The following is a 26,097-nucleotide window of genomic DNA, read 5'->3' on the forward strand; positions in this document are numbered from 1 at the left end:
TATTGTAGTACTAATGGTTTTTGAGATGGAAGATTTACTAATAAAAGTTGAGCAGGCTTTAGATAACATCAGGCCTTACCTGGTGGCTGACGGCGGGAACGTCAGGGTACTGGGAATTACCGATGATCACGTTGTGCGACTGGAATTTATCGGCTCGTGCGGCAGTTGCCCTATGTCGTCTATGACCTTTAAAGCCGGGTTGGAAGAAGCCATTTTAAAGAATGTTCCGGAAATTAAAAGCGTAGAAGCTGTAAATGTGGCGGTTGATACATACTGAATAGTAAACAATTTATTGCAGGGTTGCCTTTGATTATTCTGGAGGGCAACTTTTTGCATTAATACACACGCTACGGTAAACCTCAAAATAAACATGAATAAAAAGCTTAAAGTCGGGATCTTTTTCGGAGGGCAGTCAAGAGAACGGGAAATCTCATTTCTCGGAGGAAGGACCGCTTATGAGCACATTGATAAGCGCTATTTCGATCCTGTGCTTATTTTCACAGACAGCCTGGGCAATTTTATCCGGGTAGATGAGGCCATTCTGAATGAGCCGGATATCCGGAGCTTTTATCCATCCAAAAACCAGAATAACGGCTACAAAGTATACATCGAGTCATTAGGCCCCCTGAAAGATTCACAGCTTTACAAGCTTATTTACAAGATAGGGTCACAGGTCAAGCCCGAAGACCTCAAAGGAATTATTGATTTTGCGTTCATTGTCATGCACGGGCCTTATGCCGAAGACGGCAGCATCCAGGGGCTTTTTGAGTGGCTAAACATCCCGTATATGGGTCCGGGCATTCTCGGATCCGGCATAGGCATCAATAAGCCTTTCCAGAACCGGCTGATGGCCTATGCTACCGGCCAGGAGAAGAAATACACCACCGTCAGCAAGAAAGAATGGCTGGAGGCCGACCGTTCCAAGCTTTTTTCCCGCCTGATCGGGCAACTGGGCTTCCCGCTGGTGGTAAAGGCGCCTCACCAGGGCTCTTCTATCGGTGTGGCCATTGTCAAAAAACGCAGCCTGGAAGAATTTTCCAGGGCCATGTCACAATGCTTTTTTGAAACCATTATTTCGCGGAAAGACTGGGACCGGCTTTCTACCCGCCGCAAGAAAAACCTGATGGAAAAAATAAGCAACCTCGACGAGGGCATCGGTTTTCCCGTGGTATTTAACGACGAGGTGATCTACCACCCCGCCGTCCTGCTTAAAAAGCTGAACGAGCACCTGGCTAAAAACGATTCGGCGCTGCTGACCAGCGTAAATGCAGAAGATTATGTGTTGATAGAAGAGTTCATATCGGGCCAGGAGTTCTCGTGCGGTGTGATCCAGGACGATAACGGCCATGCAATAGCGCTGCCTCCTGCCGAGGTATACGGAGATACCACCACCTTTGATTTCAAGGCCAAATACAAATCTACCGTCAGCAAAAAACGGATCCCGGTAAAGACCAGCGATGAAAACCTGGAGAAAATACACCGCGATGTGCTGAATGCTTTCGAGGCTACGGGCATGAGCGTGGTTTGCCGTATTGACGGCTTTATTACCGAAGACGGAGAAGTGCTGCTGCACGACCCCAACACCCTTCCGGGGATGTCGCCCAGCTCGTTCATCTTCAAGCAAATGGCAGAAGTAGGCTTCAATATTACAGACGCCATTACGTATTTTATCCGCCAGTCGCTGATTGAAAGAATCCGGGCCGGCAAAAACCGTTATGAGCTCAGCAACCTGCTGAATAACCTGACCAACCGCATCAACACCACGGGCCCGCGGAAAAAGCTGGCTATCCTTTTTGGTGAAAACGACGATGAATACGCTCTTGCCCGGAAAAAATACAGCGAATACTGCGGCAGTGAAGAATATGAGCCGATCCCGGTTTGTGCTGCGCTGAACGGCTCCAAGTACCTGATTCCGCTGAACCTGATGTTTAAGCCGGATATCAACGAGTTCGGCACGGCTATCGGCACTCCGCGGCATCCTTTTATTACCAAAAACATAGAAAAAACCAGGCAGCTGCGTGAATTTTATGTAGGAAAGGTAGACTTTTCGGTCCACAAGATTTCCGATACCGACTTCAGCCAGACATTCAGAACCCTTTTCATCTGTAAAAATAACGAGCTGGCTATCCTTTAATGGCAAAGTACTACGTGGTGTGGAAAGGCAGGACTACCGGTATTCTTAACGACTGGGATTCCTGCAAAAAAAGTATAGAAGGGTTTGAAGGTGCTCAGTACAAATCATTCAAGACCTTAAAAGAAGCCGAAGGTGCGCTGAAAAAAGGGTTTTACCAATCTATAAAGCCGAAAGAAACTGCTGCTGCCGGCCCCGGGCGGATCCCCCGCCCCCACTACCCGGCCTGGGTGGTAGATGCGGCCTGGAATACCAAAACCGGCGATATGGAATACCAGGGCATAGATCTCCTGACCGGCAAAAAGGTGTTTCACCGGGGCCCGTTTTATGACGGCACCAACAACATCGGCGAATTTCTGGCCATTGTGCATGCCCTGGCCCTGTTGCATAAGCACGGTTCTGATGCGCCCGTCTTCTCCGACTCGCGAACGGCCATTTCATGGGTGAGCAAGAAAAAAGCCAATACCAAACTGGAACAGACCCCGCGAAACGGTGAGCTCTTTGAGCTGCTGGAAAGAGCCGAAACCTGGCTCAGGACCCATCGTTATCCGAACCGCATACTCAAATGGGAAACCGAATGGTGGGGCGAAAACCCGGCTGATTTCGGAAGAAAATAATGTTCAGATTCAAGCAATTTACCGTTATCCAGGAAAACGCTGCCATGAAGGTCTGCACCGATTCGTGCCTGTTCGGAGCGCTGATCGGCTCAGGCGGGGCCACCTGTGCCCTAGATATCGGTACCGGAACGGGCTTACTGAGCCTCATGGTGGCCCAAAGACACCCCGGGTTATCTGTTGATGCCGTAGAAGTAGATGCGGGTGCTGCCGCTGATGCTGCACAAAATTTCATGAACAGCCCCTTCCGTGAACGCCTGCGGCTGCACGAGGAGACGATCCAGGACTTTGCCCGGGCCAGCCGGCAGACCTACGGCCTGGTTTTCTGTAATCCGCCGTTTTATGAAGACCGGCTGAAGTCGCCTGACCGGTACAAAAACATAGCCCATCACGCCACAGGGCTGTCTTTTCGTGAGCTGGCGGCCACCTCAGCCCGGTTACTGGCCAGTGAAGGGGTTTTGTGGATCCTGCTCCCGCCGTTTGAAATGGAGCGGTTCATCCGGGAGGCTGCAGAAAACTCGCTCTATATGCAGGAACGGTACGCGATCCGCCACAATGCAGCAAAGCCGGTTTTCCGTGAAATCGTTGTTTTTTCCCGCAGCAAACCGGGAAACCCCGCCCCCAGGGAAATTATAATTTATGAAAACGATAAATATAGTAGTATCTTTGCGGAGTTGCTGAGAGACTATTATCTCATCTTTTAATTATGGACATTTCCGTTGTTATACCGCTGTACAATGAGGCTGAATCTCTCCGGGAGCTTCACTCCTGGATCAAGCGTGTAATGGATAATCATGCTTTTACGTACGAAGTACTCTTTGTGGATGACGGCAGCAATGACGGCTCATGGGAGATCATACGGAAGCTGGCAACGGAAAACCGGGAAGTGAAAGGATTCCGGTTCTCTAAAAACTACGGGAAAACCGCTGCCCTGCAAACCGGCTTTAACGAAGCGGCCGGTAAAGTGGTCATTACCATGGATGCCGACCTGCAGGACAGCCCCGACGAGATCCCGGAGCTGTACCGGATGATCACCGAAGACGGCTTTGACCTGGTTTCAGGATGGAAGCAGAAACGGTATGATCCGATCACCAAGACACTGCCCACCAAATTATTTAATGCCACCACACGCTATATCCATGACATTCACCTGCACGACATGAACTGCGGGCTGAAAGCGTACAACAGCCGGGTGACTAAAAATATGGTCATTTACGGCGAGATGCACCGCTACATACCGGTAGTGGCCAAATGGAACGGCTTCGGGAAAATAGGCGAGAAAGTGGTTCAGCACCAGGCCCGCAAATACGGGCACACCAAATTTGGCATTGAACGCTTTATCAACGGGTTCCTTGACCTGCTTTCCATTACGTTCGTTAACCGCTTCGGGAAGAGCCCCATGCATTTTTTCGGGCTCTTCGGTGTGCTGGCCTTTGTAGGGGGCATGGCTATTGCCACATTCCTTATCGGGGAAAAGCTCTACAGCATCTACGCCCACCAGCCTTACCGCAATGTTACCGACAACCCCCTGTTCTTCCTGGCCCTTACGGCAGCCATTATCGGCTCACAGATGTTTCTTGCCGGTTTCCTGGGTGAGCTTTTTGCCCGGAACAACGCCCGAAAAGACGATTACATCATTGCAGAACGGGTGTAAACCATAAATCGTAATTATCAATTTTAATTTTTATTTATTTCATGAAAAAACTACTTTTTTACTCCCTCCTGGTTGTATCCGCATTAACTTCCTGCAGCAAAAACGATGATCCTGCACCCTCTGCCAACGTAGAAGGCAAATGGAACCTGGCTACAGCTAATCTTACAGTTAAGTCATTGTTTGGGGATAACGACGAGATCATCGACTACAAAGATGACAATGTTTATATAGAGCTGAAAAGCAACAATAAGTTCTCTACCAACCTGGTGCTGACCGATAGTATTGATGACCTGTTAGTGAAAGGAAAAACCTATGAGTCGGATTATGAGCTGACCAGCGATGCAATGACTCTGCACGTATACAGTGAGCTATACGACGATTACCTGCCCGTAAAGCTGAAAATACAGAGCTCAAATGAGACCGAAATGGTGCTGGTATTTACCAAAGCAGAACTGGCTGAATTAATGAAAGCGTATGACAAGCTGGACGAATCGGATGAAAACACCCAGATGCTGGCGCTGATCACCTCGATTAACGCGGTTTTCACATTTACCCGGTAAGATTTCCGGTAGTATAGGGCGCGGAGATTATTCCCTACCCGGTTGAAGATACGGAACGTGCCTCAAAAGGGCACGTTCGTTTTTTTTAATAGCCGTACCAATCGTCCCACCAATTCTTCAGTGATTTCCTGATCTCGTTTTCCCGCGCATTTATACCCGGCTCGTATACTTTTAAGCCTTTCAGCTCTTCCGGCAGGAAGTTCTGCCGTACAAAATTCCCGGGAAAATCATGGGAATATTTGTACCCTTTCCCATACCCGATCTGCTTCATCAGCCGGGTCGGGGCATTTCTCAGGTCAATGGGTACCGCCAGGTCAGCCGTTTTCTCCGCCAGCTGCATGGCTGCTTCAATGGCCAGGTAAGCCGTATTGGATTTGGGTGAAGTGGCGAGATAAATCGCCGTTTGCGACAGGATAATCCGGCTTTCGGGGTAACCGATCTTCATCACGGCGTCCATGCAGGCATTGGCCACCATCATGGCCGTAGGATTGGCCAGCCCGATATCTTCTGATGCAGAGATCAGCATACGGCGGGCAATGAACTTCACGTCTTCGCCGGCCACCAGCATGCGGGCCATCCAGTACAAGGCACCGTTGGGATCAGAACCCCGGATCGATTTGATAAAAGCCGAAATAATATCGTAGTGCTGCTCCCCTGATTTATCGTAGCGGGCAAAGCTCTTCTGAGCCAGGGCCTCCACTATTTCATTATCTATCACCACCGGGTCTTTCCCCTGTTGGGCATTCACCACCAGCTCCAGCAGGTTGAGCAGCTTGCGCCCGTCGCCGCCGCTCATCCGGAACAGGGAGTCCGTTTCCTTTACCCCGATATTCAGCTTTCCCAGGATCTCATCTTCTGAAATGGCTCTTTGCATCAGCCGGGCAAGCTCTTCTGTTCCGAAGGCTTCCAGGATATACACCTGGCACCGCGACAACAGCGCCGAATTCACTTCAAAAGAGGGGTTTTCTGTAGTAGCACCGATGAGCGTAACACGGCCTTTTTCTACCGCACCCAGCAGGGCGTCCTGCTGCGATTTATTGAAACGGTGGATCTCATCAATAAACAAAACAGGAGGAAATAACCCGGAAGGCTTTGAAATCACTTCCCGCAGGTCTTTCACCCCGGCAGAAATAGCGCTGAGGTTATGAAACTGCCGTTTGGTAACTTCGGCAATCAGCAACGCCAGGGAGGTCTTGCCCACGCCGGGAGGTCCCCAGAAAATCATAGAGGGCAATACCCCTGATTCAATGGCGGCCCGCAGGGGTTTGCCTTTGCCGAGAATATGCTCCTGGCCGATGTATTGGTCCAGGGTTTTCGGACGAATTCTTTCTGCTAAAGGAATGGAAGTATTCATATCTTACCCAAAATTATAGCTTTCAGCAAACAAATCCATCTGATTAAACGTATATTTGAGAAAGATAATTTACCCCTGCCTATGTATTTACCAAACCCTGACCGCTACCTGCAAACTCCCTACCGGAGAACCGGGAAAAGCGGTTTACTACTCCCCGAAATCTCATTGGGCCTCTGGCATAATTTCGGTGGTGTAGATGTGTATGAAAATTACCGGGATATCCTGCTTACGGCTTTTGACCGTGGCATCACCCACTTTGACCTTGCCAACAATTACGGCCCGCCACCGGGATCGGCCGAAGAAAACTTCGGGCGCCTCCTGGCCCGCGATCTCAAACCCTACCGCGATGAGCTCATTATCTCCTCCAAAGCAGGCTACCATATGTGGCCCGGCCCTTACGGGGAATGGGGTTCCAGGAAATACCTGGTATCCAGCTGCGACCAGAGCCTGAAACGCATGGGGCTGGATTATGTGGATATTTTCTATTCCCACCGGCCCGATCCCGATACCCCCGTGGAAGAAACCATGGGTGCGCTTGACAGCCTGGTCAGGCAGGGAAAAGCCCTGTATGTGGGTATTTCCAATTACAACGAAGAGCAGACCAAAGCGGCGCTGAAGGTGTTGCAGGAGCTGGGAACGCCCTGCCTGATCCATCAGCCCAAATACTCTCTCCTGGTGAGAGAACCAGAAGAGGGGCTTCTCGACACCCTTGTTGCTTCGGGTACCGGGTGTATTGCCTTCTCGCCCCTGGCACAGGGCCTGCTGACCAATAAGTATCTTAAAGGAATACCGGAAGACTCGCGTGCTGCCAAATCAACCGGTTTTCTGCAGGCAGACCAGGTAGATGAGGCTACGCTGAGAAAAGTAAGGCAACTGAATGAGCTGGCCCTGCAACGGGGACAATCGCTGGCCCAGATGGCCATTGCCTGGCTGCTGAAAGACCATAAAGTGACGTCTGTGCTTATCGGTGCCAGCAGAACAGCCCAGTTGCTCGACTCACTGGGGGCATTGAAGAACAAGGACTTTTCTGCCGATGAACTTCAACAGATAGATCGTATCCTTTCTTAACCTTATCGATTATAAAACAAATACATATGAATGGTTTCAAATTTTTACCCGGTATACTTACGTTAGCGATCGTGTTCGGGCTTGCTTCATGTAAAGTGGAAGGACCCGAAGGGCCCGCCGGAAAGGACGGTACAGACGGAAATGCCAACGTGAAAACCCAGATCATTACCGTAACTCCCTCTGACTGGCAGGGCGACGGATACCTTTTCGAAGCTCAAAAGCAGTGCTCCATCATTACTGCGGATATTTTCAATTCCGGAGTTGTCTTGTGCTATATACAGGATGCTCCCGGTCTATATATCCCTATGCCCTTTACCTTTACCAACTATTATTACAACGATAAACAGGAACCTGTTTTATATAACAGTCATAGCTTCTTCACCTACGGTACCGGGGTTATCAGCTTTATTTTCCAGGATGATGATGCTTATACCCCGCCTCCTACCGATAATGTAAAGTTTAAAGTAGTGGCCATTTCCTCATCAGAGCTGGTAGCCGGTCTTGATGTGAAGAATTACAACCAGGTAGCCAAAGCGCTGCACCTGGAAGAGTAATCATAAAAAAACGCCTTACGGCGTTTTTTATTTCTTGGGCTTGGGTGCAATAATTACATTCAGCCGCTTGCCTTCCAGCTTTGGAGGTGCTTCGGGCTTACCCAGCTCTGACAGGGCTTCCATGAAGCGTTCCAGCAATTTGAAGCCCTGGTCTTTAAATACGATCTGGCGGCCTACAAAATGCACGTAAGCTTTTACTTTGGAGTTTTCTTTCAGGAAGTTCTCCGCATGCTTCAGCTTAAATTCAAAATCGTGATCATCGGTCTGCGGGCCAAAACGAATCTCTTTGATGACCGTTTTCACCTGCTTGGCCTTCAGCTCTTTCTGCTTCTTTTTCTGTTCGTATTTAAATTTGGAATAATCTACAATTCTACAAACGGGGGGTGCGGAATTAGGAACGATCTCCACCAGATCCAGGTTCTGTCCCCGTGCAATTTCCATGGCCCTGGCATAGGGAACCACCCCCTGCTCTACATTTTCACCTACCAGCCTCACTTCCTGTACGCCGCGGATTTTTTCATTTATTCTGTGCTCGTCCTCTTTTCTAACCGGCGGACGAAACGGTCTTCTCATGTTTTTTGCCATACAATGTCTTAAAAGTCGGTTTTCCTTTTCAGAAAACCGACCAAAGTTATTATTAAGTTTTTAATTTCCGCCAAATTTCGGAATATTTTTATTTATCTCGTTAGAAGCAAATTCAATAAACTCCTGCACGGTAAAAGTACCCAGGTCTCCTTCGCCCTTCTTCCGTACTGAAACTTTGCCTTCTTCTGCTTCTTTTTCACCGATGATCAGCATCAGGGGCACTTTGTTGATCTCGGCATCCCGGATTTTCCGGCCGATCTTCTCGGCGCGGTAGTCAATGTATCCGCGGATATCATTTTCCTGCAGGATAAGGAAGACCTCGTTGGAAAAGTCTTCGTATTTTTCCGAAATAGGCAATACCGCAATCTGCTCGGGCGAAAGCCAGAACGGGAAGTTCCCGGCCGTGTTTTCGAGCAGGATAGCAATAAAACGCTCCATAGAGCCAAACGGAGCCCGGTGGATCATCACCGGACGGTGCTTCAGGTTATCTGAACCGGTGTATTCCAGCTCAAACCTTTTCGGCAGGTTGTAATCTACCTGTATGGTTCCCAGCTGCCATTTACGGCCGAGGGCATCTTTCACCATGAAGTCGAGCTTAGGCCCGTAGAAAGCAGCTTCACCGTATTCTACCACGGTGTTCAGCCCTTTTTCAGCAGCAGCATTGACAATCGCCGACTCGGCCTTCTCCCAGTCTTCGTCAGAGCCAATGTATTTGCTCCGGTCTTCCAGACTGCGCAGCGAGATCTGGGCGGAGTAATCTTCAAACCCGAGCGATTTGAAAACGTACATCACCAGGTCAATCACCTTTTTGAATTCTTCTTCTACCTGGTCATTGGCGCAGAAAATGTGGGCATCGTCTTGTGTAAAGCCGCGCACCCGGGTCAAGCCGTGCAGCTCCCCGCTCTGCTCATAGCGGTATACGGTACCGAACTCGGCCAGGCGAAGCGGCAGGTCACGGTAACTGCGGGGCCTTGACTTATAGATTTCGCAGTGATGCGGGCAGTTCATGGGCTTCAGCAGGAATTCTTCTCCTTCTTCCGGCGTTTTGATGGGCTGGAAAGAGTCTTCCCCGTATTTGTCCCAGTGGCCTGAAGTCACATACAGCTGCTTGCTGCCAATGTGCGGGGTCACTACCGGGAGATACCCCGACCGCAGCTGCGCCCGCTTCAGGAAGTTTTCCAGCCTTTCACGCAGCATGGCGCCTTTCGGAAGCCAGAGCGGCAGGCCCTTTCCTACTTTATCGGAGAAGGTGAAAATATCGAGCTCAGCACCTAATTTCCGGTGGTCTCTCCGTTTTGCTTCTTCTAGGAAGTTCAGGTACTCTTCCAGCTCTTTCGCCTTGGGGAATGTTACCCCGTAAACGCGGGTAAGCATCTTATTGTTCTGGTCTCCCTTAAAGTAAGCTGCCGCGGCGTTCATAATCTTGGCGGCCTTGATAAACCCGGTATTCGGGATATGCGGCCCGCGGCAAAGGTCGGTGAAATTGCCCTGCCGGTATAAGGTAATGTTCCCGTCTTCCAGGCCCTCCAGCAGGTCAAGCTTGTACTCGTCACCCTTCTCCCCAAAATATTTCACCGCATCGGCTTTCGCGATGGGGATCCGCACAAAATCATTTTTCTGCCGGGCCAGCTCCAGCATCTTATCTTCTATTTTCTTGAAATCGTCGGAAGAAATGGGGGTTCCGTTGGTATCCACATCGTAGTAAAAACCGTTTTCGAGCGGTGGCCCCACCCAGAACTTTACACCGGGATACAGGGCTTCCAGCGCCTCTGCCATCAGGTGGGCGGAAGAATGCCAGAATACGGATTTCCCTTCGGTGTCATTCCAGGTCAGCAAAGAAAGGGTGGAATCTTCGGTAAGCGGGGTGTTCAGGTCCACTACTTTATCATTTACCCTGGCGGCCAGCACATTCCTGGCCAGTCCTTCACTGATAGACAGCGCTACATCATACGGGGTAGCCCCTTGTTCAAATTCCCGGATACTTCCATCGGGAAGTGTAATTTTTATATTCATTATTTTTAATTTCTGGTAGAATCTCTACTGATTAAAGTTGTTTTTCTCTTGGGTATGGTATTGATTTCCAACGATCTGTCAAATACCCTTTCGTCTTCTTTGTCTTTCTCGTTATAATTCTCAGCCCCGGAGGGCGTGTAAGACCGCAGGGCGCCTGATTCTATCCGGTAATTTACGGCATCCAGCTCGGCTTTCAGCAAGGCGTTACCCGGGTATTTCTCCAGCGATTTCACCAGGTAATATTTGGCGGCCGGAAGGTTATCCTGGGCAATATAACTGCGCGCCGCTTTTAAGCGGGGCATGGGGTTGTCGTTATCCAGCTCGGCCCATTTGTTGTATGTAATGAAAGCCGCAGGATAGTTTTTCTTGCGGAAATAGATATTCCCTATCCGTTCATATACGTCAAACCTTTCCGGTTCCACCTTAAGAAACTGCCGGTATATACCCGCCGAGCTGTCGAGCAGGCCCGCATTTTCCAGGATAAGCCCTTTGTTGTAAAGCAGCTCTTTTTTATCCGGAAATTTGGCAATGGCCATTTCATTGAGGTGCAGAGCCGAGTCGATCTGGCGGGCTTTCCCGTAAATTTTGATCAGGTCGTCGTAATACTCAAAAACACCCGGCCGGGTATGGATGGCCCGCTTGAAAAAATTAACGGCTGTTACGGTATCCCTGAGCATGGCGTAATACCTGCCTTTGCCATTAAAGAGGTCCGAATTGTACGGATAGATGTTCTCTGCCTTACGAAAGTACTCTTCCGCCTTTCCGAAATTCCGCTTGTCGAGATACAGGTTACCGATAAGGGTATACAGGTCGGGCGATACAAAATCCTGGTCTTCGGCATACAAGGCATTTTCAAGCGCATTTTCTTTGCCTGATTTGTACAGGATTGCACTTTTCAGGAACAGGATTTCCCCCGAGTTAGGGCTCAGCCGTTCTGCCCGCGTAATATCGATCAGGGCTTCATCGTAATTTCCCTCGCCGTATTGCCACCAGGCCCGCTTGAAATAGTTCAGCGGGTTGCTCGGGTTTGACTTGATGCTTTCCGATAATTTCTCCAGGATCACCTCCATCTGCTTCTCGTGGGTACTTTCCAGCTTACCGGGAATATCGTACTCGTCCCGGGAAGTATCGGAACACCCCACCAGGAGAAAAAGAATCGCCGGAAACAGAAAATACCTCATAAAAGCTGAAATTACGCAAAATTCCTAATTTTTTAACTAAGAATGAAACAAAACGGTTCAAACTTTTCTTTGCGGTCATTCCGGCTTTCCGGCTGAAATAGAGGTGAGGAAGTACGTTTTGCGGGTTTGGGTGTACGGAATAGAGCGCTTCTTTTTCTTTTTACCGGCAGCGGGAGCCACCTGCTGGGCTTCCACCCGGCTCTGGGTTCCCACCCCGAGGAAAATATTATCGTACCAGTGCAGCACCTGGCGGTAGCCGGCCACGTAAGGCGAGCCGTCGCCTTTGTCATCGGTCAGCTGGTAGGCAATGGGGCGCGAGCCGATATTGAAGTTTTTTACCAGCACATTCCCGTTAGAGATGTAGGCCACAGCCCCGGCGGTATTGATGCTGAGCGGGGCAGTCAGCTGCCCCAGCAGCTGGTTTACGGCTATCGTATTCCCGAAAAGCTCCTTCCCGTCCCCGTCCAGGCCAAAGATCCGGGCAGTGGTAAATTCCAGCCCGGCAAATACCTCGCGGTGATCTGTACGAAGGCGGTTACCGTACAGGTCATACCCCCGGTCTGTGGTCATGCTCCTGAATTTAGGCGTATAAAACACCCCGCCCACATAAATTTCTCCGGCTCCGGCCACAGGAGGAAGAGGCAGCCATTGAGCATTTTTCAAAAACTTTTCTTTCTGCTTTCCTTCTGCCTGGTCACTGGTCAGCTCTTCAAACGACCGGTAAAATACCGGGATGTTTTTTTCGTCTTTCAGGAGGGAGAAATACATCCCTTTCCGGCCGTCGGGCTGCTGGTAGATCCCGCTTACCCAGCCGTTCTGACGGACGCCGGATACGGGGAAACGCCCGCCGTCAGGTACCACATTCTTCCGGCTTAACAGCTGTCCGGCGGTATCGAGCCTGACCTCGATCACCTGCGAGCTCTTCACGTATTCGCCTTTCTTCCTGGCTTCATTGGCGTAGCCAATGGTTTTCTCCACTGCAAGAATATTCAGGGTGCCGTCTGCCTCCTTCTGCACATCCCCGATCTCTATCTTGCCCGGCAGCGCGGTCTGCACCAGCCTGCCGGTATCGGTATTGAAATCATAGATAAACCAGGCCATTCCCTGCCCGTTCACCCCGGTAAGCAGGGCCTTGTTGGGGTACATGATCAGGCCGTTGTCCTGGAAAAACTCCCGTATCTCAAATCCTTTCCTGAGGTACTCCCCGTTCTTAAGGTCAAAATCGATCAGCTGGTAATACATTCCCGAGGTTTCCGAGAACATCAGGGTAAGCCGGCCGTCATGGAGCGTTACAGCTGCCGGGGCTTTTTCGGTATCGAGAAAAAGATCTTCCTCCCATATTTTATTCAGCCCGGCATCCAGCTTTACCACTTTAAAACGGGTCTGGTCTTCTTTGATAAGCATCACCACCCCCTCCTGCTTCAGCGAAATAGCCCTGTACCAGCCGGGGCTACCCACTACCTCAATCGTAGCCGAACGCAGCACCTGTGCCCTCAGGCCGGGGAACAGAAGCACCAGGAAAGTACTTAGCAAAATCCGTTTCATAGCTCCGTTTCTAGGGGGTCAGCTTTTGGATAAAACACGTGTTGCTTCCGCCGCTTTTATGCACTCCCCAGTTAAAGTAAACATTGTCATACCAATGTTCAAAATTAGAAAATTCTGCTTTCTTATTCCTGAACTGGAGCTCCAGCGACTCCGGGTCAAACTCATTAGACTGCAGGATATTTCCTCTGCCGTCTATTTCCGATACCTTCAGCCTGGAGCCTACGCTGTACAGGGCCATGGTATGATCGGCCGCATTGCTTACTTTCAGGTGGGTTGCCAGCTCATAGTATTTCAGGTTTTTGTAGGGAAACGAATTATCCCATACCGGGTTACCGTCTTTATCAATTGCAAAAATCACCCCTTCCAGGTATTTAAAGCCGTCAAAAACCTGGGCATTCCGGTAATTATACCCGTAAAACGGGCTGTTCAACCAGTAATAATTGTAGAGCGGCCGTCCCCAGTACATGCTGGAATAGAAAGGCGAGAGCCCGTACAGGCCGGGGTAATTGCGGTTCCGGTATTCGGGTTGAAAGATCTCACCCACAATCAGGGTCTGCCCGTCTTTGAACTGAAGCCCGCTGATAAAAAGACGGTAATCAAAGGTATATTCCCTGCCCTTTTTCTTCTTTTTTTCCACCTGCTTGTCGAGCCGTTCCTTCTGCCTGTCATTCAGGAAGCCGAAGAGGTTCTCAAACCGGGCAAACCCGTAATAGCTGATCCGGGCGTTATCCATATCGGCGAGGAAAATCCCCTGTGAGCTTTGCAAACCGTTAGCCGGGGCTTTGCCGGTGCCGTAATTGCCTACCAGCAGGCGCTTGTCCTGGTTTTCAAAATATTTTGCAGACAGGAATACGTGATCGTCTTTGGCCACCAGGTTACGGCTGTGCAGCACTTTGCCGGTATAATCCAGCTCCCTGACAATGATCTGGTTGGTCTTTTTTACATTATTAATAAATGCGGTAAGGATAGCGTTTTCTGTTACATGCAGGGCCTGGAGCTCCATGGTGCCTTTGGCGCTGCCGCTGACAAACTTGGGTGAAGCGCCGGGAATGGTCGGCAGGATAGCAATAAAAGGCTCCGTCTTTACGGCTCCCCCGAGGCAGATAACCTGGTCATTGGCCGCAAAGAACCCGTACTGGAAGCCTTTGGTCAGGGGAAAGTCAAACCGCTGGTAGGCTGCAAAAGCAGATGATATTTTGAGGATAATAAAGCTCCGCCCTTCTTTCGGCTCAAGGATAATATAGAGGAACCTGCCGTCAAAATACTCGTCAATGAAGGCTGCTTTACCCGGTATTTCCGCTTGTGTTTCCCAGGCCACATTCAGGGCGGTATCCACTTTCCGGATAGTAAGAATCCCTTCCGAAGATTTATCCAGCACAATAATCCCGCTTTCCCGAAGGTTTACGGCCCTGACCTGGCTACTGTTGCCCGATACAGGTATATTTAACACATGCTGGCCGAAGCCTGTAAAAAAACAAAAAAGTAAAGCAAAAAGAATTTTAATTCTCATCAGCCAGATCCATTACGCGGTCAAATTCAGTAGGTGTCACGGGGCTTACCGACAGCCTCGACTGCCTGACAATGGCCATTTCCTTCAGCACGGGGTCTGCTTTGATCTGCGTCAGGCTTACCGCCTTTTTCAGCTTCTTCACCGGTACGAGGTCTACCACCACCCAGCGCGGGTCGTCGGCGGTCGGGTCAGGGTAATGCTCTTTAGCTACTTTGGCCAGTCCCACTATTTCCAGTCCTTCATTCGAATGATAGAAAAATACCTGGTCGCCGGTTTTCATGGCCATCAGGTTGTTCCTTGCCGCGTAGTTCCGTACGCCGTCCCACATGTCACCTCCTTTATTAACGAAAGTATCCCATGAAAATTTAAAAGGTTCTGATTTTACCAGCCAGTAATTCATAATTGTATTGTCTTAACTTTTCTTGCGAACCGTTGCCGATTCATATCGTAAATTTAGCAGAACATCCCGTTTTATGAAAAAATACTTACCGGGAAACCCTAATTTCATTTTTTTTAATGATTTTTGGGTATTCGAATTAACGTTTAAAGTACCTGATAGTTTCTTTCCAATGAAAAAATATTGCCAGATTTATGGTCTGTTTATCCTTGCCCTGGTGTTTCAGTCGTGTGGTGAAACCGAAATTCCGGATCCCACCCCTGTCGGTTCACCGGGATTGGATTTCAGCATAAATATCAGCCAGTCTCCGTATACGGCTTTGCAGAAAGCGGGCGGGTCGGCCATAGCCACCCAGCAAAAGGTGATCATTGCACGCCTTGACGTGAACAACTGGGCAGCCGTATCGGCCTATTGCCCCAACGATGCCAGCACTGCGCTTACCTTCAATGCAAATGACAATACGTTCAGGTGCAGCAAGGATAACACCGTATTCGATTACCAGGGAAAAGTAAAGAGCGGCACCTCTGCCAACCTTACCCGGTACAACACCACCTTTAACATCAATACGAGCATACTGCGGATATTCGAATAATAATTACTATGGTAAAAAAACTTGTGCAAACCTGGCGCTGGTACGGCCCGGCCGACGGCGTCACCTTACAGGATGTTAAACAGGCAGGCGCTACCGGCATAGTTACGGCCCTGCACCACATTCCCCACGGGGAAGTTTGGCCCGTGGAAGACATCCGGCAACGAAAACAGGAAATTGAAGCGGCCGGGCTGGTATGGTCGGTGGTAGAGAGCGTTCCGGTACATGAAGACATTAAAACCCGGACAGGCAATTATGAAAAATACCTGGCCAATTACAACCAGTCGTTGCAAAACCTGGCCGCCTGCGGTATCACCACCGTGTGCTACAATTTCATGCCGGTGCTGGACTGGACCCGCACCCGCCTCGACCTGGAAATGAAAAACGGAGCGAAGGCCCTGTATTTCAACTGGATAGACCTGGCTGTTTTTGATCTTTATATCCTGAAGCGTGAAGAAGCCGCTGAGGATTACAACCCTGAGATCCTGGCCCAGGCAGAAAGGCGGTACAACCAATATACCGAACGCGACCTCGCCGAACTGCAGCGGGTGATCCTGATGGGAATTCCCGGTGAAAAAGACATTGAGCCCGGAGACCTGCTCAAAAGCATAGCGGTATATAAAGAGCTGGGCAAAGAAGGTTTGAAAGAAAACCTGAAGTTTTTCCTGGAAAATATAGCTCAGACCTGCACTGAAAACGGCATTTACCTCACTATTCACCCCGATGATCCGCCCTACCCTATCCTGGGCCTGCCCCGGATAGTGAGCAAATGGGAGGATTTCGACTACCTGCTGAGCGCCGTGAACCTTGACTTCAACGGGGTATGCTTCTGTACGGGCTCACTGGGTGCCGGAAATGCCGGCGATATCCTGCGGATTTTCGACAGGGTAAAAGAAAGGGTGTATTTTGCGCATTTACGCAATGTAAGAAAAGATGAAACCGGTAATTTTTACGAAGCCGACCACCTGGACGGCGACGTCAACATGTACAGGGTGATGAAAGCCCTGACCGAAGAGAACCGGAAAAGAAGCACGCCGATACCGTTCCGGCCTGATCACGGCCACCAGATGCTGGATGACCTTCATAAAACATCGAATCCGGGCTATTCGGCCATCGGCCGCCTGCGGGGCCTGGCTGAGCTCAGAGGACTGGAAACCGGTATTTTAGGAGAATAAAAAACAGGGTAGTGAAAGAAACGTTTGATGCCATAGTGGTAGGCTCCGGCCTGTCAGGCGGCTGGGCAGCTAAAGAATTAACGGAAAAGGGGCTGAAGGTGCTCCTGCTGGAGCGGGGAAGAGAAGTAAAGCATCGCGAAGATTATACCACGGCCATGGCCGAGGTATGGGAACTGCCCCACCGCGGCCGGATGGATCTGAAGACCCGGCACGATTACTGGGCCAATGTCAGAACCGGCTATACCGCTAACGAGGAGCATCGCCATTTTTTTACGCGCGACGTGGATTTCCCTTACCAGGAAGAAAAAACATTTACCTGGGTACGCGGCTACCAGACCGGCGGGCGATCGCTCATGTGGGGACGGCAGTCGTACCGGTGGTCTGACCTCGATTTCGAGGCCAATGCCCGTGATGGCATAGCCATTGACTGGCCCATACGTTACAAAGACCTGGCACACTGGTACAGCTACGTGGAGAAGTTTGCCGGCATCAGCGGACAGAAGGAGGGCTGGGATTTTTTGCCTGACGGAGAGTTTCAGCCGGCCATGGAAATGAACTGTGTGGAGCGGGAGGTCAAGGCCCGGCTGCAAAAAAACATAGGGCGGAAAATGACCATCGGGCGGGTGGCCAACCTGACCCGGCCCACCCATGAACAGCTGGCCCTGGGCCGCACAGCCTGCCAATTCCGAAACCGCTGCATGCGCGGGTGCCCGTACGGCGCCTATTTCAGCTCGCAGTCGGCTACCCTGCCCGCAGCACAGCAGACGGGCAATCTCACGCTTATTGCCGATAAGATCGTGTACCAGGTGATCTTTGATGACGCAAAAGGCCGCGCTACCGGTGTGCGGGCCATTGACCAGCAAACCAAAGAGGAAACAGCTTATTACGGAAAGCTTATTTTCCTGAATGCCAGCGCGGTTAATACCGCCTGGATCATGATGCAGTCTACCTCTCGTACGCATCCCGACGGCCTGGGCAACGACAGCGGCCAGCTGGGAAAAAACATCATGGATCACCACAAGTCGCTGGCCGTACAGGGTACTTTTGAAGGTTTTGAAGACCGCTATTATTTCGGCAAACGGGCTAACGGCATCTATATTCCCCGTTTTGTAAACATAGGAAATGACAAACGTGATTTCCTGAGGGGCTTTGGGTACCAGGGCGGAGCCGGCCGCAGCCCAGCCGGCAGCGATGAGGCTTTCGGTGCAAAGATCAAAGAAGAGTATACCCGCCTGGGCCCCTGGGTTTTCAGCCTGCAGGGGTTTGGGGAGATTCTGCCCTTTGAATCCAATCATTTTACATTAAGCAGTGAAAAAGACCGCTGGGGACTGCCGGTGATCCGGTTCAATGCCGCCTTAACAGAAAATGAATACAGGATGAAAGACTGTATGGTGGAAGAAGGCATAAAAATACTGGAAGCCGCCGGCCTGAAGAACATCCGTACCTACGAAACCCAGAAATCGGCCCCGGGCATCAGCGTGCATGAAATGGGTACGGCCCGCATGGGCAAAGACCCGGGAACATCGGTTCTGAACGCTCATAACCAGGTCTGGAACGCCCCGAATGTATTTGTTACCGACGGTGCCGCCATGGTATCTTCGTCTAACGTTAACCCGTCTCTGACCTATATGGCCCTCGCTGCGAGAGCGGCAGATTTTGCGGTGGCGGAAATGAAGCGGGGGAATTTGTGATGCCCCGCCAGGGCCCGGCCGGCAGATCCCGAATCACGGAACCAGGTGAATAGCAGGCCTACCTTCGGCCCGGAACAGGCATTTTTCCAGCAGCTTATCACGAACTATTCAATTTTCTTCCTGATTTTTTCACTGCAATCTGGTTTAATTTACAGAATTTTGCAGCCGAAATAAAAACAGGGTATATTTTCCGTCCTCATGAGACATCCTTATTTACTCCTTCATATCGCTGTGATCCTCGCCGGATTTACCGGTATTTTTGGTAAGCTGATCACGCTGAATGAAGGTCTGCTGACCTGGTACAGGGTATTGATATCGTCGGTAGCTTTGTTCCTGATCGTACATTTCACCCGTGCCCCGCATCCGAAATCCTGGAAAGACAAGCTCAATATTGCCTTCATAGGCCTTATCATCACCATTCACTGGCTGTTTTTTTACGGAAGCATTAAATATTCCAACGTTTCTATTGGTGTAGTATGTTATGCGCTAACCAGCTGCTTTACCGCCCTCCTGGTTCCGGTAATTAATAAACGCCCTTTTGTAGTCTCTGAATTGCTGTTGAGCCTTCTTACCATTTTCGGTATCGGGCTGATCTTCCACTTTGACACTTCCCACCAGACGGGTGTTGTACTTGGGGTGATTTCATCTGTGTTTGCTGCCCTTTTCACCATTTTCAATGAAAAGCTGGTAAAAAAATACGATTCGAAAGTGATCAACTTCTATGAAATACTGGGTGGCACGATAGGTCTGACCCTGCTGTTACCGTTTTACCTGTATCTTTTCCCTACCGATTACCTTATTCCTGATCTGAAGGATACCGTATATTTACTTATGCTGGCGCTGTTCTGTACGGTTGGCCTGTATATTCTTTTTGCAGAAGCCCTGCGGAAGATCCCTGCCTTTACGGTCAACCTGACCTTCAATATGGAGCCGGTATATGCTATTGTGCTGGCCTTTATTATTTTTAAGGAAGCCAAAGAGGTGAATGCTTCCTTTTATGCCGGGCTTTTCCTGGTGATGGCCTCGGTGGTTCTGCAGACGGTAATAAGTATGAAAAGGCGTAAAAAAGGGCTACAATAAGAGAGTGAAAAGTGAAAAGCTAAAAGTTAAAAATTAAGGAACATTCTTATTAAAATACTGATGTTCCATAACTTTTAGTTTTTCACTTTTATCTTTTCACTTCCGGCTCTTACCCGATAATTACTGCCCCCAGCGGCGGCAGGCTCAGCTGCACCGACTGCTCAAAACCGTGGCTGGCTACCTTTTCCAGGTAAATATTGGGGTTGCTGACCCCTGAGCCGCCGTACTTTTTGAGATCGGAGTTAAGCAGTTCCTTATACTCCCGCTCTTCCGGTACACCTACCCGGTAATCGTAATGAGGCACGGGCGTGAGGTTCAGTACGATCACCACGTTTCCGTTGGTGGTTTTACGCATATAGCTCACCACACAGTTGTTGGTATCTGATGCGTCGATCCATTGGAAACACCCCGGGTCAAACTGCTTCAGGTGCAGCGCCGGCACCGACCGGTACAGCTGGTTCAGATCACTTATCAGGTCTTTCACTCCGCGGTGGCTCTCACTGTCGAGCAGGTGCCAGTCAAGGCTTTGCTCAAAATTCCACTCCCGCATTTGCCCGAATTCGCCTCCCATAAAGATAAGCTTGGTGCCGGGGTGGGTAAACATGTAGGAGAACAGCAGCCGCAGGTTGGCAAATTTCTGCCAGGCATCGCCCGGCATTTTGGTCAGCAATGACCCCTTTCCGTATACCACCTCATCGTGCGACAGCGGCATCATAAAGTTTTCACTGAATGCATACACCATGCTGAAAGTCAGATCGTTCTGGTGCCATTTGCGGTACATTGGGTCTCTTGCAAAATACTTCAGGGTATCGTTCATCCAGCCCATCATCCATTTCATACCAAAACCCAGTCCGCCGGTATACACCGGTCGTGAAACCCCCGGAAAAGCCGTAGACTCTTCGGCAATGGTTTGTACATCCGGGAACGAACGGTAAATTTCCTCGTTCAGCTCTTTAAATAACGATATGACTTCCAGGTTTTCTCTTCCTCCGAAGATATTGGGCACCCACTGGCCTTCCTGGCGCGAGTAGTCGCGGTACAGCATAGATGCCACGGCATCCACACGCAGGCCGTCGGCATGGAAACGATCCAGCCAGAACAGGGCATTGCTGATCAGGAAAGAACGAACCTCGTATCGTCCGTAATTGAAAATATACGATTTCCAGTCGGGATGGTATCCTTCTTTGGGGTCTTCGTGCTCATACAGCGCCGTACCGTCAAAGCGGAAGATACCGTTGGCATCGCCGGGGAAATGCGAAGGCACCCAGTCGAGGATAACGCCTATCCCTGCCTCGTGCAACTGCTCTACCAGGTACATGAAGTCTTGCGGGGTACCCTGCCGGCTGCTTACCGCAAAATAGCCCGTGATCTGGTACCCCCACGAAGGCTCATAAGGGTGTTGCATTACAGGCATGAATTCCACATGGGTAAACCCGGTTTCTTTGAGGTAGGGCACCAGGGTATCGGCAATTTCCCGGTAATTCAGCTTCCTGTCGGGCTCTGCGGGATCCCGTTTCCAGGAGCCCAGGTGAACTTCATAAACAGAAAACGGGGAATCGAGGCTGTTGTTCTCCCGCCGGTTTTTCATCCAGCTTTTATCTTTCCATTCGTACCAGGTGTCCCAGACCACCGAAGAGGTTCGGGGCGATTCCTCCCACCGCAGGGCAAAGGGATCGCCTTTTTCAGAAATTATGCCGTGATTACCGGATACGATACGGTATTTGAAAATTTCTCCGTTACCGATGTTCGGAATCCAGCCTTCCCAGATGCCGGAGCCGTCCCAACGGGGATTAAGCGGGTGATTGTTATGATCCCATCCGTTAAAATTTCCAATGACATTCACTGAGCGGGCATTGGGTGCCCAAACCGCAAAGTACGTGCCCACTACACCCTCGTGTTCCAAAACGTGTGTCCCCATTTTTTCATACAGCCGGTAATGCTTTCCTGATTTAAAAAGGCTTATATCAAAATCAGAAAACAGGGAATAGGGTTCTACATTTTTGAACTTCGGAGCTGCGGCCGGAGCATCTTTCTTTTTCGCCATTAGAAAAGTGATATTTTCTACAAAAAAGAGAAAACTTTTCAGCTTTTCAAAACATTTATTCGTTCTGAGAATTTTTTTTTCGGGCATAATTTTCGATTTTTGATATATTAACCGGCCGATACAGCACCTCAGGGCCTGCTATTTATAAGAGGATATGATCAATATAAAAAAAACAGACGAGTACGTCATTTTCACACCCGGGTCTTCTATCTTTGACGACAGCACTTCGGCAGCATTGGAAAAAGCGGTAGCGGGACTCTATTCATCTGAAGGCAGGATAAATTTTATTGTTGATCTTGACAAGGTTTCTTCTCTTGCTGTTTCCGGGGTAATTCTTTTTGACAAAGTGCACAAGATTGCGCTGCGTGAGTCAGGATTATTCGTGACCGTGGTCAATAACGACACCCTCACCGATATTATAGCCGATAACTCGCAGTTTGAACTCCTGATGCTTTCGTCGGTAGACGAGGCCATTGAGGCCATTTACATGAACTTACAGGACAACGAATACGACGAGGGAGAAGAAAATGAGTTTGGAGAAGAAAACGATTACTGATTTTTGAAATTAACGATATTAGGTACCGGCTCTGCCACTCCGATCGTTGAACGGAGGCCCTCGTCTGCCCTGCTGGACCTGGGCAACGAGAGTATCCTGATTGATTGCGGCGAAGGAACCCAGTTCCAGATGCTGCGCTATAAAGTTCGTTTTTCCCGGCTTAAATATATTCTTATCACTCACCTCCACGGCGATCATTTTTACGGGTTGATTGCGCTGATCAACACCCTGAACAACACCGGGCGTACCGAGCCGCTGATCCTGATCGGTCCGCACGGGCTGGATGAAATTCTCAGTGTACAGCTTAAATACAGCCAGGCATTCCTGAATTACACGCTTGATTTCCGTAGCACCAACCCGGTAATGCCGGAAGAGGTTTTCTCCAATGAAAAAATCGGCATCAGCACTTTTCCGCTCCGGCACCGGATTCCGTGCACCGGGTTCCTGGTGGCTGAAAAACCGGCTCCCCGGAAGATCCTGGCCGAAAAGCTCCCGGCCGATTTCCCCCTTCCCTATTTCAAGATGCTGAAAGAAGGCCTGGATGTTACCGACGAGCTCAGCGGCAAAATTTACCTTAACCGCGACTACACGGCCGATCCCGAACCGCCCCGGCAGCTGGCCTACTGCTCCGACACCATTTATGACCCGGAGATTGTGCAATACATCCGGAATGCCGACCTGATGTACCACGAAAGCACTTTTACCCACGAGCTGGCGAACCGGGCACAGATCACTTTTCACAGTACGGCCGCCCAGGCGGCAGATATTGCCCGCAGAGCCGGCGTCAAGCAGCTGGTAATAGGCCATTTTTCTTCCCGGTATAAGGTGCTTGATCATTTCCTGGCCGAAGCCCGGGCCGTATTCCCGGATACGGTGCTGGCAGAAGAAGGGCGGGTGTATGCGGTACCCTCACGCTAAAAGTCTATCCTTTAAAGAGTAGGTATCTTTAAAAACAACCTGTTTCAGGGGTAATCCGCCCCGGAGAAAGATATTGTAATTCATGGGGAAGGCCTCTTAAGGTGATGCTATTTCGCGAAAAACAGCTATTTTTGTGAAATATAAAATTTCCGGCTCCAGTAATGACATCGCACCAGATACGTAAGGCATTTTTAGATTTTTTTGAAGAAAGAGGACATCTCATCGTTCCGTCGGCTCCATTGGTAGCCAAAAACGACCCCACCCTGATGTTCAATAACTCGGGAATGGCCCAGTTCAAGGATTTTTTCCTTGGAAACGGAACACCTCCTGCCCGGAGAATCGCCGATACACAAAAATGTCTGCGGGTAAGCGGTAAGCACAATGACCTGGAGGAAGTGGGTTTTGACACCTACCACCATACCATGTTCGAGATGCTGGGCAACTGGTCGTTCGGTGATTATTTTAAAAAGGAAGCGCTGGGCTGGTCGTGGCAATTGCTGACGGAAGTATATAAAATTCCGAAAGACCGGATCTACGTGTCGGTTTTTGAAGGAAATGAGGCAGAAGGAGTACCTTTCGACCAGGAGGCCTTTGATATCTGGAAGGAGATCATCGGCGATGAAAGCCGGATTATTCTGGGCAATAAAAAAGATAATTTCTGGGAAATGGGCGATATCGGTCCGTGTGGCCCCTGCTCGGAGATCCACGTAGATCTGCGTGATCCGGAAGAGGTCAGTAAAATAAGCGGCAAAGAGCTGGTGAACAGGGACCATCCGCAGGTAGTGGAGATCTGGAATAACGTATTCATGCAATACGAACGCAAAGCCGACGGCTCGCTGATCCCGCTGCCGGAACGGCACGTGGATACGGGCATGGGCTTTGAACGCCTCTGTATGGCTATCCAGGGCAAGAAATCCAATTACGATACCGACTTATTTCAAAATACCATTCGGGTAATTGAAGAGCTATCCGGCCAGAAATACGGGGTTAACGGAACACTCACCGCCGACAACTACGTGGACGTGGCCATGCGGGTTATTGCCGACCACCTGCGGGCAGTCAGCTTTGCCATTGCTGACGGGCAGCTCCCGTCTAATGCCAAAGCCGGCTATGTCATTCGCCGCATCTTACGCCGGGCCCTGCGCTACGGCTATTCTTACCTGAACTTCCGGGAGCCCTTTATGTGCAGGCTGGTGCCTGTGCTGGCAAAGCAATTTGCCGACGTATTTCCCGAATTACAGGCCCAGGTAGAATTTGTGAGCAAGGTGGTGGAAGAAGAGGAAAAAACCTTCTTACGTACCCTGGAACAGGGTTTGAAACGACTGGACGCCATTTTCCAGGAAAAAAACACCTCTAAAGTGCTATCGGGTGAAACCGTATTTGAGCTCTCGGATACCTTTGGTTTCCCGGTAGATTTAACGGCGCTTATCGCCAAAGAAAAAGGGTTCTCCATTGATGAGGAAAGCTATAAAAAAGCCCTGGAAGAGCAAAAGGCCCGCAGCCGGAAGGATGCCGAAAAAGAGGCGGCCGACTGGGTGGAACTGGGCGATACCGACGGCGTGGAGTTCCTGGGCTACGAGCTGACCGCCGCGCCGGCACAGCTGATGAAATACAGGATCAGCAAAACCAAAGCCGGGCAGGAGATTCACCTGGTACTGGACAGAACCCCTTTCTACGCCGAAATGGGCGGCCAGGTGGGCGATACCGGTACCATCACCCTGAATGCCGACGGAAAAGAACACCGGTTTCGCGTAACCGATACCAAAAAAGAAAATGATCTTTTCCTGCACATTGTAAAAGATAAAAATGCCGCTGAAGTGCTGGCCACCCTTACCGGGCCCACAGAAGTACTGGCGGAAATTGATACGGAAAGAAGAACCAATATCGAGAAAAACCACTCGGCTACCCACCTGATGCTGGCCGCCCTGAGAGAAGTGCTGGGCAGCCATATTATTCAGCGTGGCTCGTACCAGAACGACGAAGTGACCCGTTTTGACTTCTCCCACTTTGCCAAGGTAACCGACGAAGAGCTACGGAGGGTAGAAGACATTGTCAATGCCAAAATCAGGGAAAATATTGCACTCGACGAAAAGCGCAATGTACCGTTTGACGATGCCGTGGCTCTGGGTGCTACTGCCACTTTCGGTGAAAAATACGGTGATTTTGTGCGGGTGATCACCTTTGATCCCCATTTCTCGGTGGAGCTCTGCGGGGGTACCCACGTGAACGCCACCGGTGAGATCGGGATGTTCCGTTTTGTTTCAGAAGGATCGGTTTCAGCCGGCGTAAGACGCGTGGAGGCCGTAACCGGGGTGAAGGCCCTGGAGCTCCTACGGCAGCAATCGGACCTGATCAATGAGCTGAAAGAAATCCTGAAGTCGAATGACGTGCTCAAAGCTGTAGAACAGCTAAAAGCCGATAACACCGTTTTACAAAAGAAAATTGAGACCTTTGAGAACGCCACCATCCAGGCGGCAAAAATAGCCCTGCTGAGCAAGGTGGAAAATATCAAAGGCATGAACCTGGTGGCCCAGCGGGTCAATGTGCCAAATGCCGATGCCCTGAAGCAGCTGGCTTTCGGCCTGAAGCAGAACATGGGTAAGCCGGTGGTTATTTTGGGTGCAGTGGTCGCTGACAAACCCAACCTGGCCATTCTCATTGATGAAAATGTAGTCAAAGAAAGAAACCTGAATGCCGGGGCCATCATTCGTGAAGTAGCCAAACTCATGAAGGGCGGCGGCGGCGGCCAGCCCCACTTTGCCACTGCCGGCGGCAGCGATATCAAGGGACTGGATGATGCCATTGAGGCGGCGAAGGTGGCTGTGGTAGGGTAGTCATAGGCATGCAGCGTTCATGGTTTTTAAATTAGATCTGCCTA

General features: G+C 50.2%; 23 protein-coding genes. 15 read left to right on the forward strand and 8 right to left on the reverse strand.

Annotated features, from left to right (window positions below):
• Window positions 1-25: 25 nt before the first annotated feature.
• From AB2U10_RS02960 to AB2U10_RS02985, 6 genes are all read left to right on the forward strand, one after another.
• On the forward strand, window positions 26-277 hold the full coding sequence (locus AB2U10_RS02960; RefSeq protein ID WP_367914101.1) for a NifU family protein: 252 nt from the start codon (window positions 26-28) through the stop codon (window positions 275-277).
• Between the two features lie 93 nt (window positions 278-370).
• On the forward strand, window positions 371-2,134 hold the full coding sequence (locus AB2U10_RS02965) for a D-alanine--D-alanine ligase family protein (protein WP_367914102.1): 1,764 nt from the start codon (window positions 371-373) through the stop codon (window positions 2,132-2,134).
• Window positions 2,134-2,748, forward strand: a complete 615-nt coding sequence (locus AB2U10_RS02970; RefSeq protein WP_367914103.1) for a ribonuclease H1 domain-containing protein — start codon at window positions 2,134-2,136, stop codon at window positions 2,746-2,748. Before AB2U10_RS02965 ends, AB2U10_RS02970 begins: the two co-directional genes overlap by 1 nt.
• Window positions 2,748-3,449: a tRNA1(Val) (adenine(37)-N6)-methyltransferase gene (locus AB2U10_RS02975; protein ID WP_367914104.1), complete on the forward strand. Its 702-nt coding sequence runs from the start codon at window positions 2,748-2,750 to the stop codon at window positions 3,447-3,449. Before AB2U10_RS02970 ends, AB2U10_RS02975 begins: the two co-directional genes overlap by 1 nt.
• Window positions 3,450-3,451: 2 nt before the next feature.
• Entirely contained in the window at window positions 3,452-4,399 is a 948-nt protein-coding gene (locus AB2U10_RS02980; RefSeq protein ID WP_367914105.1) for a glycosyltransferase family 2 protein, read from the forward strand.
• 41 nt (window positions 4,400-4,440) lie between these two features.
• Window positions 4,441-4,959 (forward strand): hypothetical protein, encoded by a 519-nt coding sequence (locus AB2U10_RS02985; protein WP_367914106.1) that lies wholly within the window; start codon window positions 4,441-4,443, stop codon window positions 4,957-4,959.
• Window positions 4,960-5,044: 85 nt separating this feature from the next.
• Here AB2U10_RS02985 and AB2U10_RS02990 read toward each other — a convergent pair whose 3' ends face one another.
• Window positions 5,045-6,313: a replication-associated recombination protein A gene (locus AB2U10_RS02990; RefSeq protein ID WP_367914107.1), complete on the reverse strand. Its 1,269-nt coding sequence runs from the start codon at window positions 6,311-6,313 to the stop codon at window positions 5,045-5,047.
• 81 nt (window positions 6,314-6,394) lie between these two features.
• Here AB2U10_RS02990 and mgrA point away from each other — a divergent pair, with 81 nt between their 5' ends.
• Both mgrA and AB2U10_RS03000 read left to right on the forward strand, forming a co-directional pair.
• Window positions 6,395-7,381 (forward strand): L-glyceraldehyde 3-phosphate reductase, encoded by a 987-nt coding sequence (gene mgrA, locus AB2U10_RS02995; RefSeq protein ID WP_367914108.1) that lies wholly within the window; start codon window positions 6,395-6,397, stop codon window positions 7,379-7,381.
• 26 nt (window positions 7,382-7,407) lie between these two features.
• Entirely contained in the window at window positions 7,408-7,935 is a 528-nt protein-coding gene (locus AB2U10_RS03000) for a hypothetical protein (protein ID WP_367914109.1), read from the forward strand.
• Window positions 7,936-7,962: 27 nt separating this feature from the next.
• Here AB2U10_RS03000 and infC read toward each other — a convergent pair whose 3' ends face one another.
• From infC to AB2U10_RS03030, 6 genes are all read right to left on the reverse strand, one after another.
• Window positions 7,963-8,508 (reverse strand): translation initiation factor IF-3, encoded by a 546-nt coding sequence (infC, locus tag AB2U10_RS03005; RefSeq protein WP_493820141.1) that lies wholly within the window; start codon window positions 8,506-8,508, stop codon window positions 7,963-7,965.
• Window positions 8,509-8,580: 72 nt separating this feature from the next.
• Entirely contained in the window at window positions 8,581-10,533 is a 1,953-nt protein-coding gene (thrS, locus tag AB2U10_RS03010; RefSeq protein WP_367914111.1) for a threonine--tRNA ligase, read from the reverse strand.
• Window positions 10,534-10,538: 5 nt separating this feature from the next.
• Complete coding sequence (locus tag AB2U10_RS03015) at window positions 10,539-11,714, reverse strand: tetratricopeptide repeat protein (protein WP_367914112.1); 1,176 nt, start codon at window positions 11,712-11,714, stop codon at window positions 10,539-10,541.
• Between the two features lie 75 nt (window positions 11,715-11,789).
• On the reverse strand, window positions 11,790-13,259 hold the full coding sequence (locus AB2U10_RS03020; RefSeq protein ID WP_367914113.1) for a hypothetical protein: 1,470 nt from the start codon (window positions 13,257-13,259) through the stop codon (window positions 11,790-11,792).
• Between the two features lie 10 nt (window positions 13,260-13,269).
• Entirely contained in the window at window positions 13,270-14,769 is a 1,500-nt protein-coding gene (locus AB2U10_RS03025; RefSeq protein WP_493820143.1) for a hypothetical protein, read from the reverse strand.
• A complete protein-coding gene (locus AB2U10_RS03030) occupies window positions 14,759-15,169 on the reverse strand; it encodes an EVE domain-containing protein (RefSeq protein ID WP_367914115.1) in 411 nt (136 codons plus the stop codon). The genes AB2U10_RS03025 and AB2U10_RS03030 overlap by 11 nt, the downstream gene beginning before the upstream one ends.
• A 169-nt stretch (window positions 15,170-15,338) precedes the next feature.
• Between AB2U10_RS03030 and AB2U10_RS03035 the strand changes: the two genes are divergently transcribed.
• The 4 genes from AB2U10_RS03035 (at window position 15,339) to AB2U10_RS03050 (ending at window position 19,701) form a co-directional block, all read left to right on the forward strand.
• Window positions 15,339-15,758, forward strand: a complete 420-nt coding sequence (locus AB2U10_RS03035; protein ID WP_367914116.1) for a hypothetical protein — start codon at window positions 15,339-15,341, stop codon at window positions 15,756-15,758.
• Window positions 15,759-15,766: 8 nt separating this feature from the next.
• Window positions 15,767-16,930, forward strand: coding sequence for a mannonate dehydratase (gene uxuA / locus AB2U10_RS03040; RefSeq protein ID WP_367914117.1), 1,164 nt, complete (start codon window positions 15,767-15,769; stop codon window positions 16,928-16,930).
• Between the two features lie 11 nt (window positions 16,931-16,941).
• On the forward strand, window positions 16,942-18,621 hold the full coding sequence (locus tag AB2U10_RS03045; protein WP_367914118.1) for a GMC oxidoreductase: 1,680 nt from the start codon (window positions 16,942-16,944) through the stop codon (window positions 18,619-18,621).
• A 198-nt stretch (window positions 18,622-18,819) separates the two neighbouring features.
• Window positions 18,820-19,701 (forward strand): DMT family transporter, encoded by an 882-nt coding sequence (locus AB2U10_RS03050; protein ID WP_367914119.1) that lies wholly within the window; start codon window positions 18,820-18,822, stop codon window positions 19,699-19,701.
• 109 nt (window positions 19,702-19,810) lie between these two features.
• Here AB2U10_RS03050 and glgB read toward each other — a convergent pair whose 3' ends face one another.
• A complete protein-coding gene (gene glgB, locus AB2U10_RS03055) occupies window positions 19,811-21,745 on the reverse strand; it encodes a 1,4-alpha-glucan branching protein GlgB (RefSeq protein WP_367914120.1) in 1,935 nt (644 codons plus the stop codon).
• Window positions 21,746-21,899: 154 nt separating this feature from the next.
• Between glgB and AB2U10_RS03060 the strand changes: the two genes are divergently transcribed.
• The 3 genes from AB2U10_RS03060 (at window position 21,900) to alaS (ending at window position 26,053) form a co-directional block, all read left to right on the forward strand.
• Window positions 21,900-22,301 (forward strand): STAS domain-containing protein, encoded by a 402-nt coding sequence (locus AB2U10_RS03060; RefSeq protein WP_367914121.1) that lies wholly within the window; start codon window positions 21,900-21,902, stop codon window positions 22,299-22,301.
• Window positions 22,302-22,304: 3 nt separating this feature from the next.
• The gene (locus tag AB2U10_RS03065) at window positions 22,305-23,219 is read left to right on the forward strand and encodes a ribonuclease Z (protein WP_367914122.1); all 915 of its coding nucleotides are present in this window, start codon (window positions 22,305-22,307) and stop codon (window positions 23,217-23,219) included.
• A 161-nt stretch (window positions 23,220-23,380) separates the two neighbouring features.
• The gene (alaS, locus tag AB2U10_RS03070; RefSeq protein ID WP_367914123.1) at window positions 23,381-26,053 is read left to right on the forward strand and encodes an alanine--tRNA ligase; all 2,673 of its coding nucleotides are present in this window, start codon (window positions 23,381-23,383) and stop codon (window positions 26,051-26,053) included.
• The last annotated feature ends 44 nt before the right edge of the window (window positions 26,054-26,097 follow it).

The sequence above is a fragment of the Leadbetterella sp. DM7 genome (genome assembly GCF_040829825.2).
Classification (GTDB): Bacteria; Bacteroidota; Bacteroidia; order Cytophagales; family Spirosomataceae; genus Leadbetterella.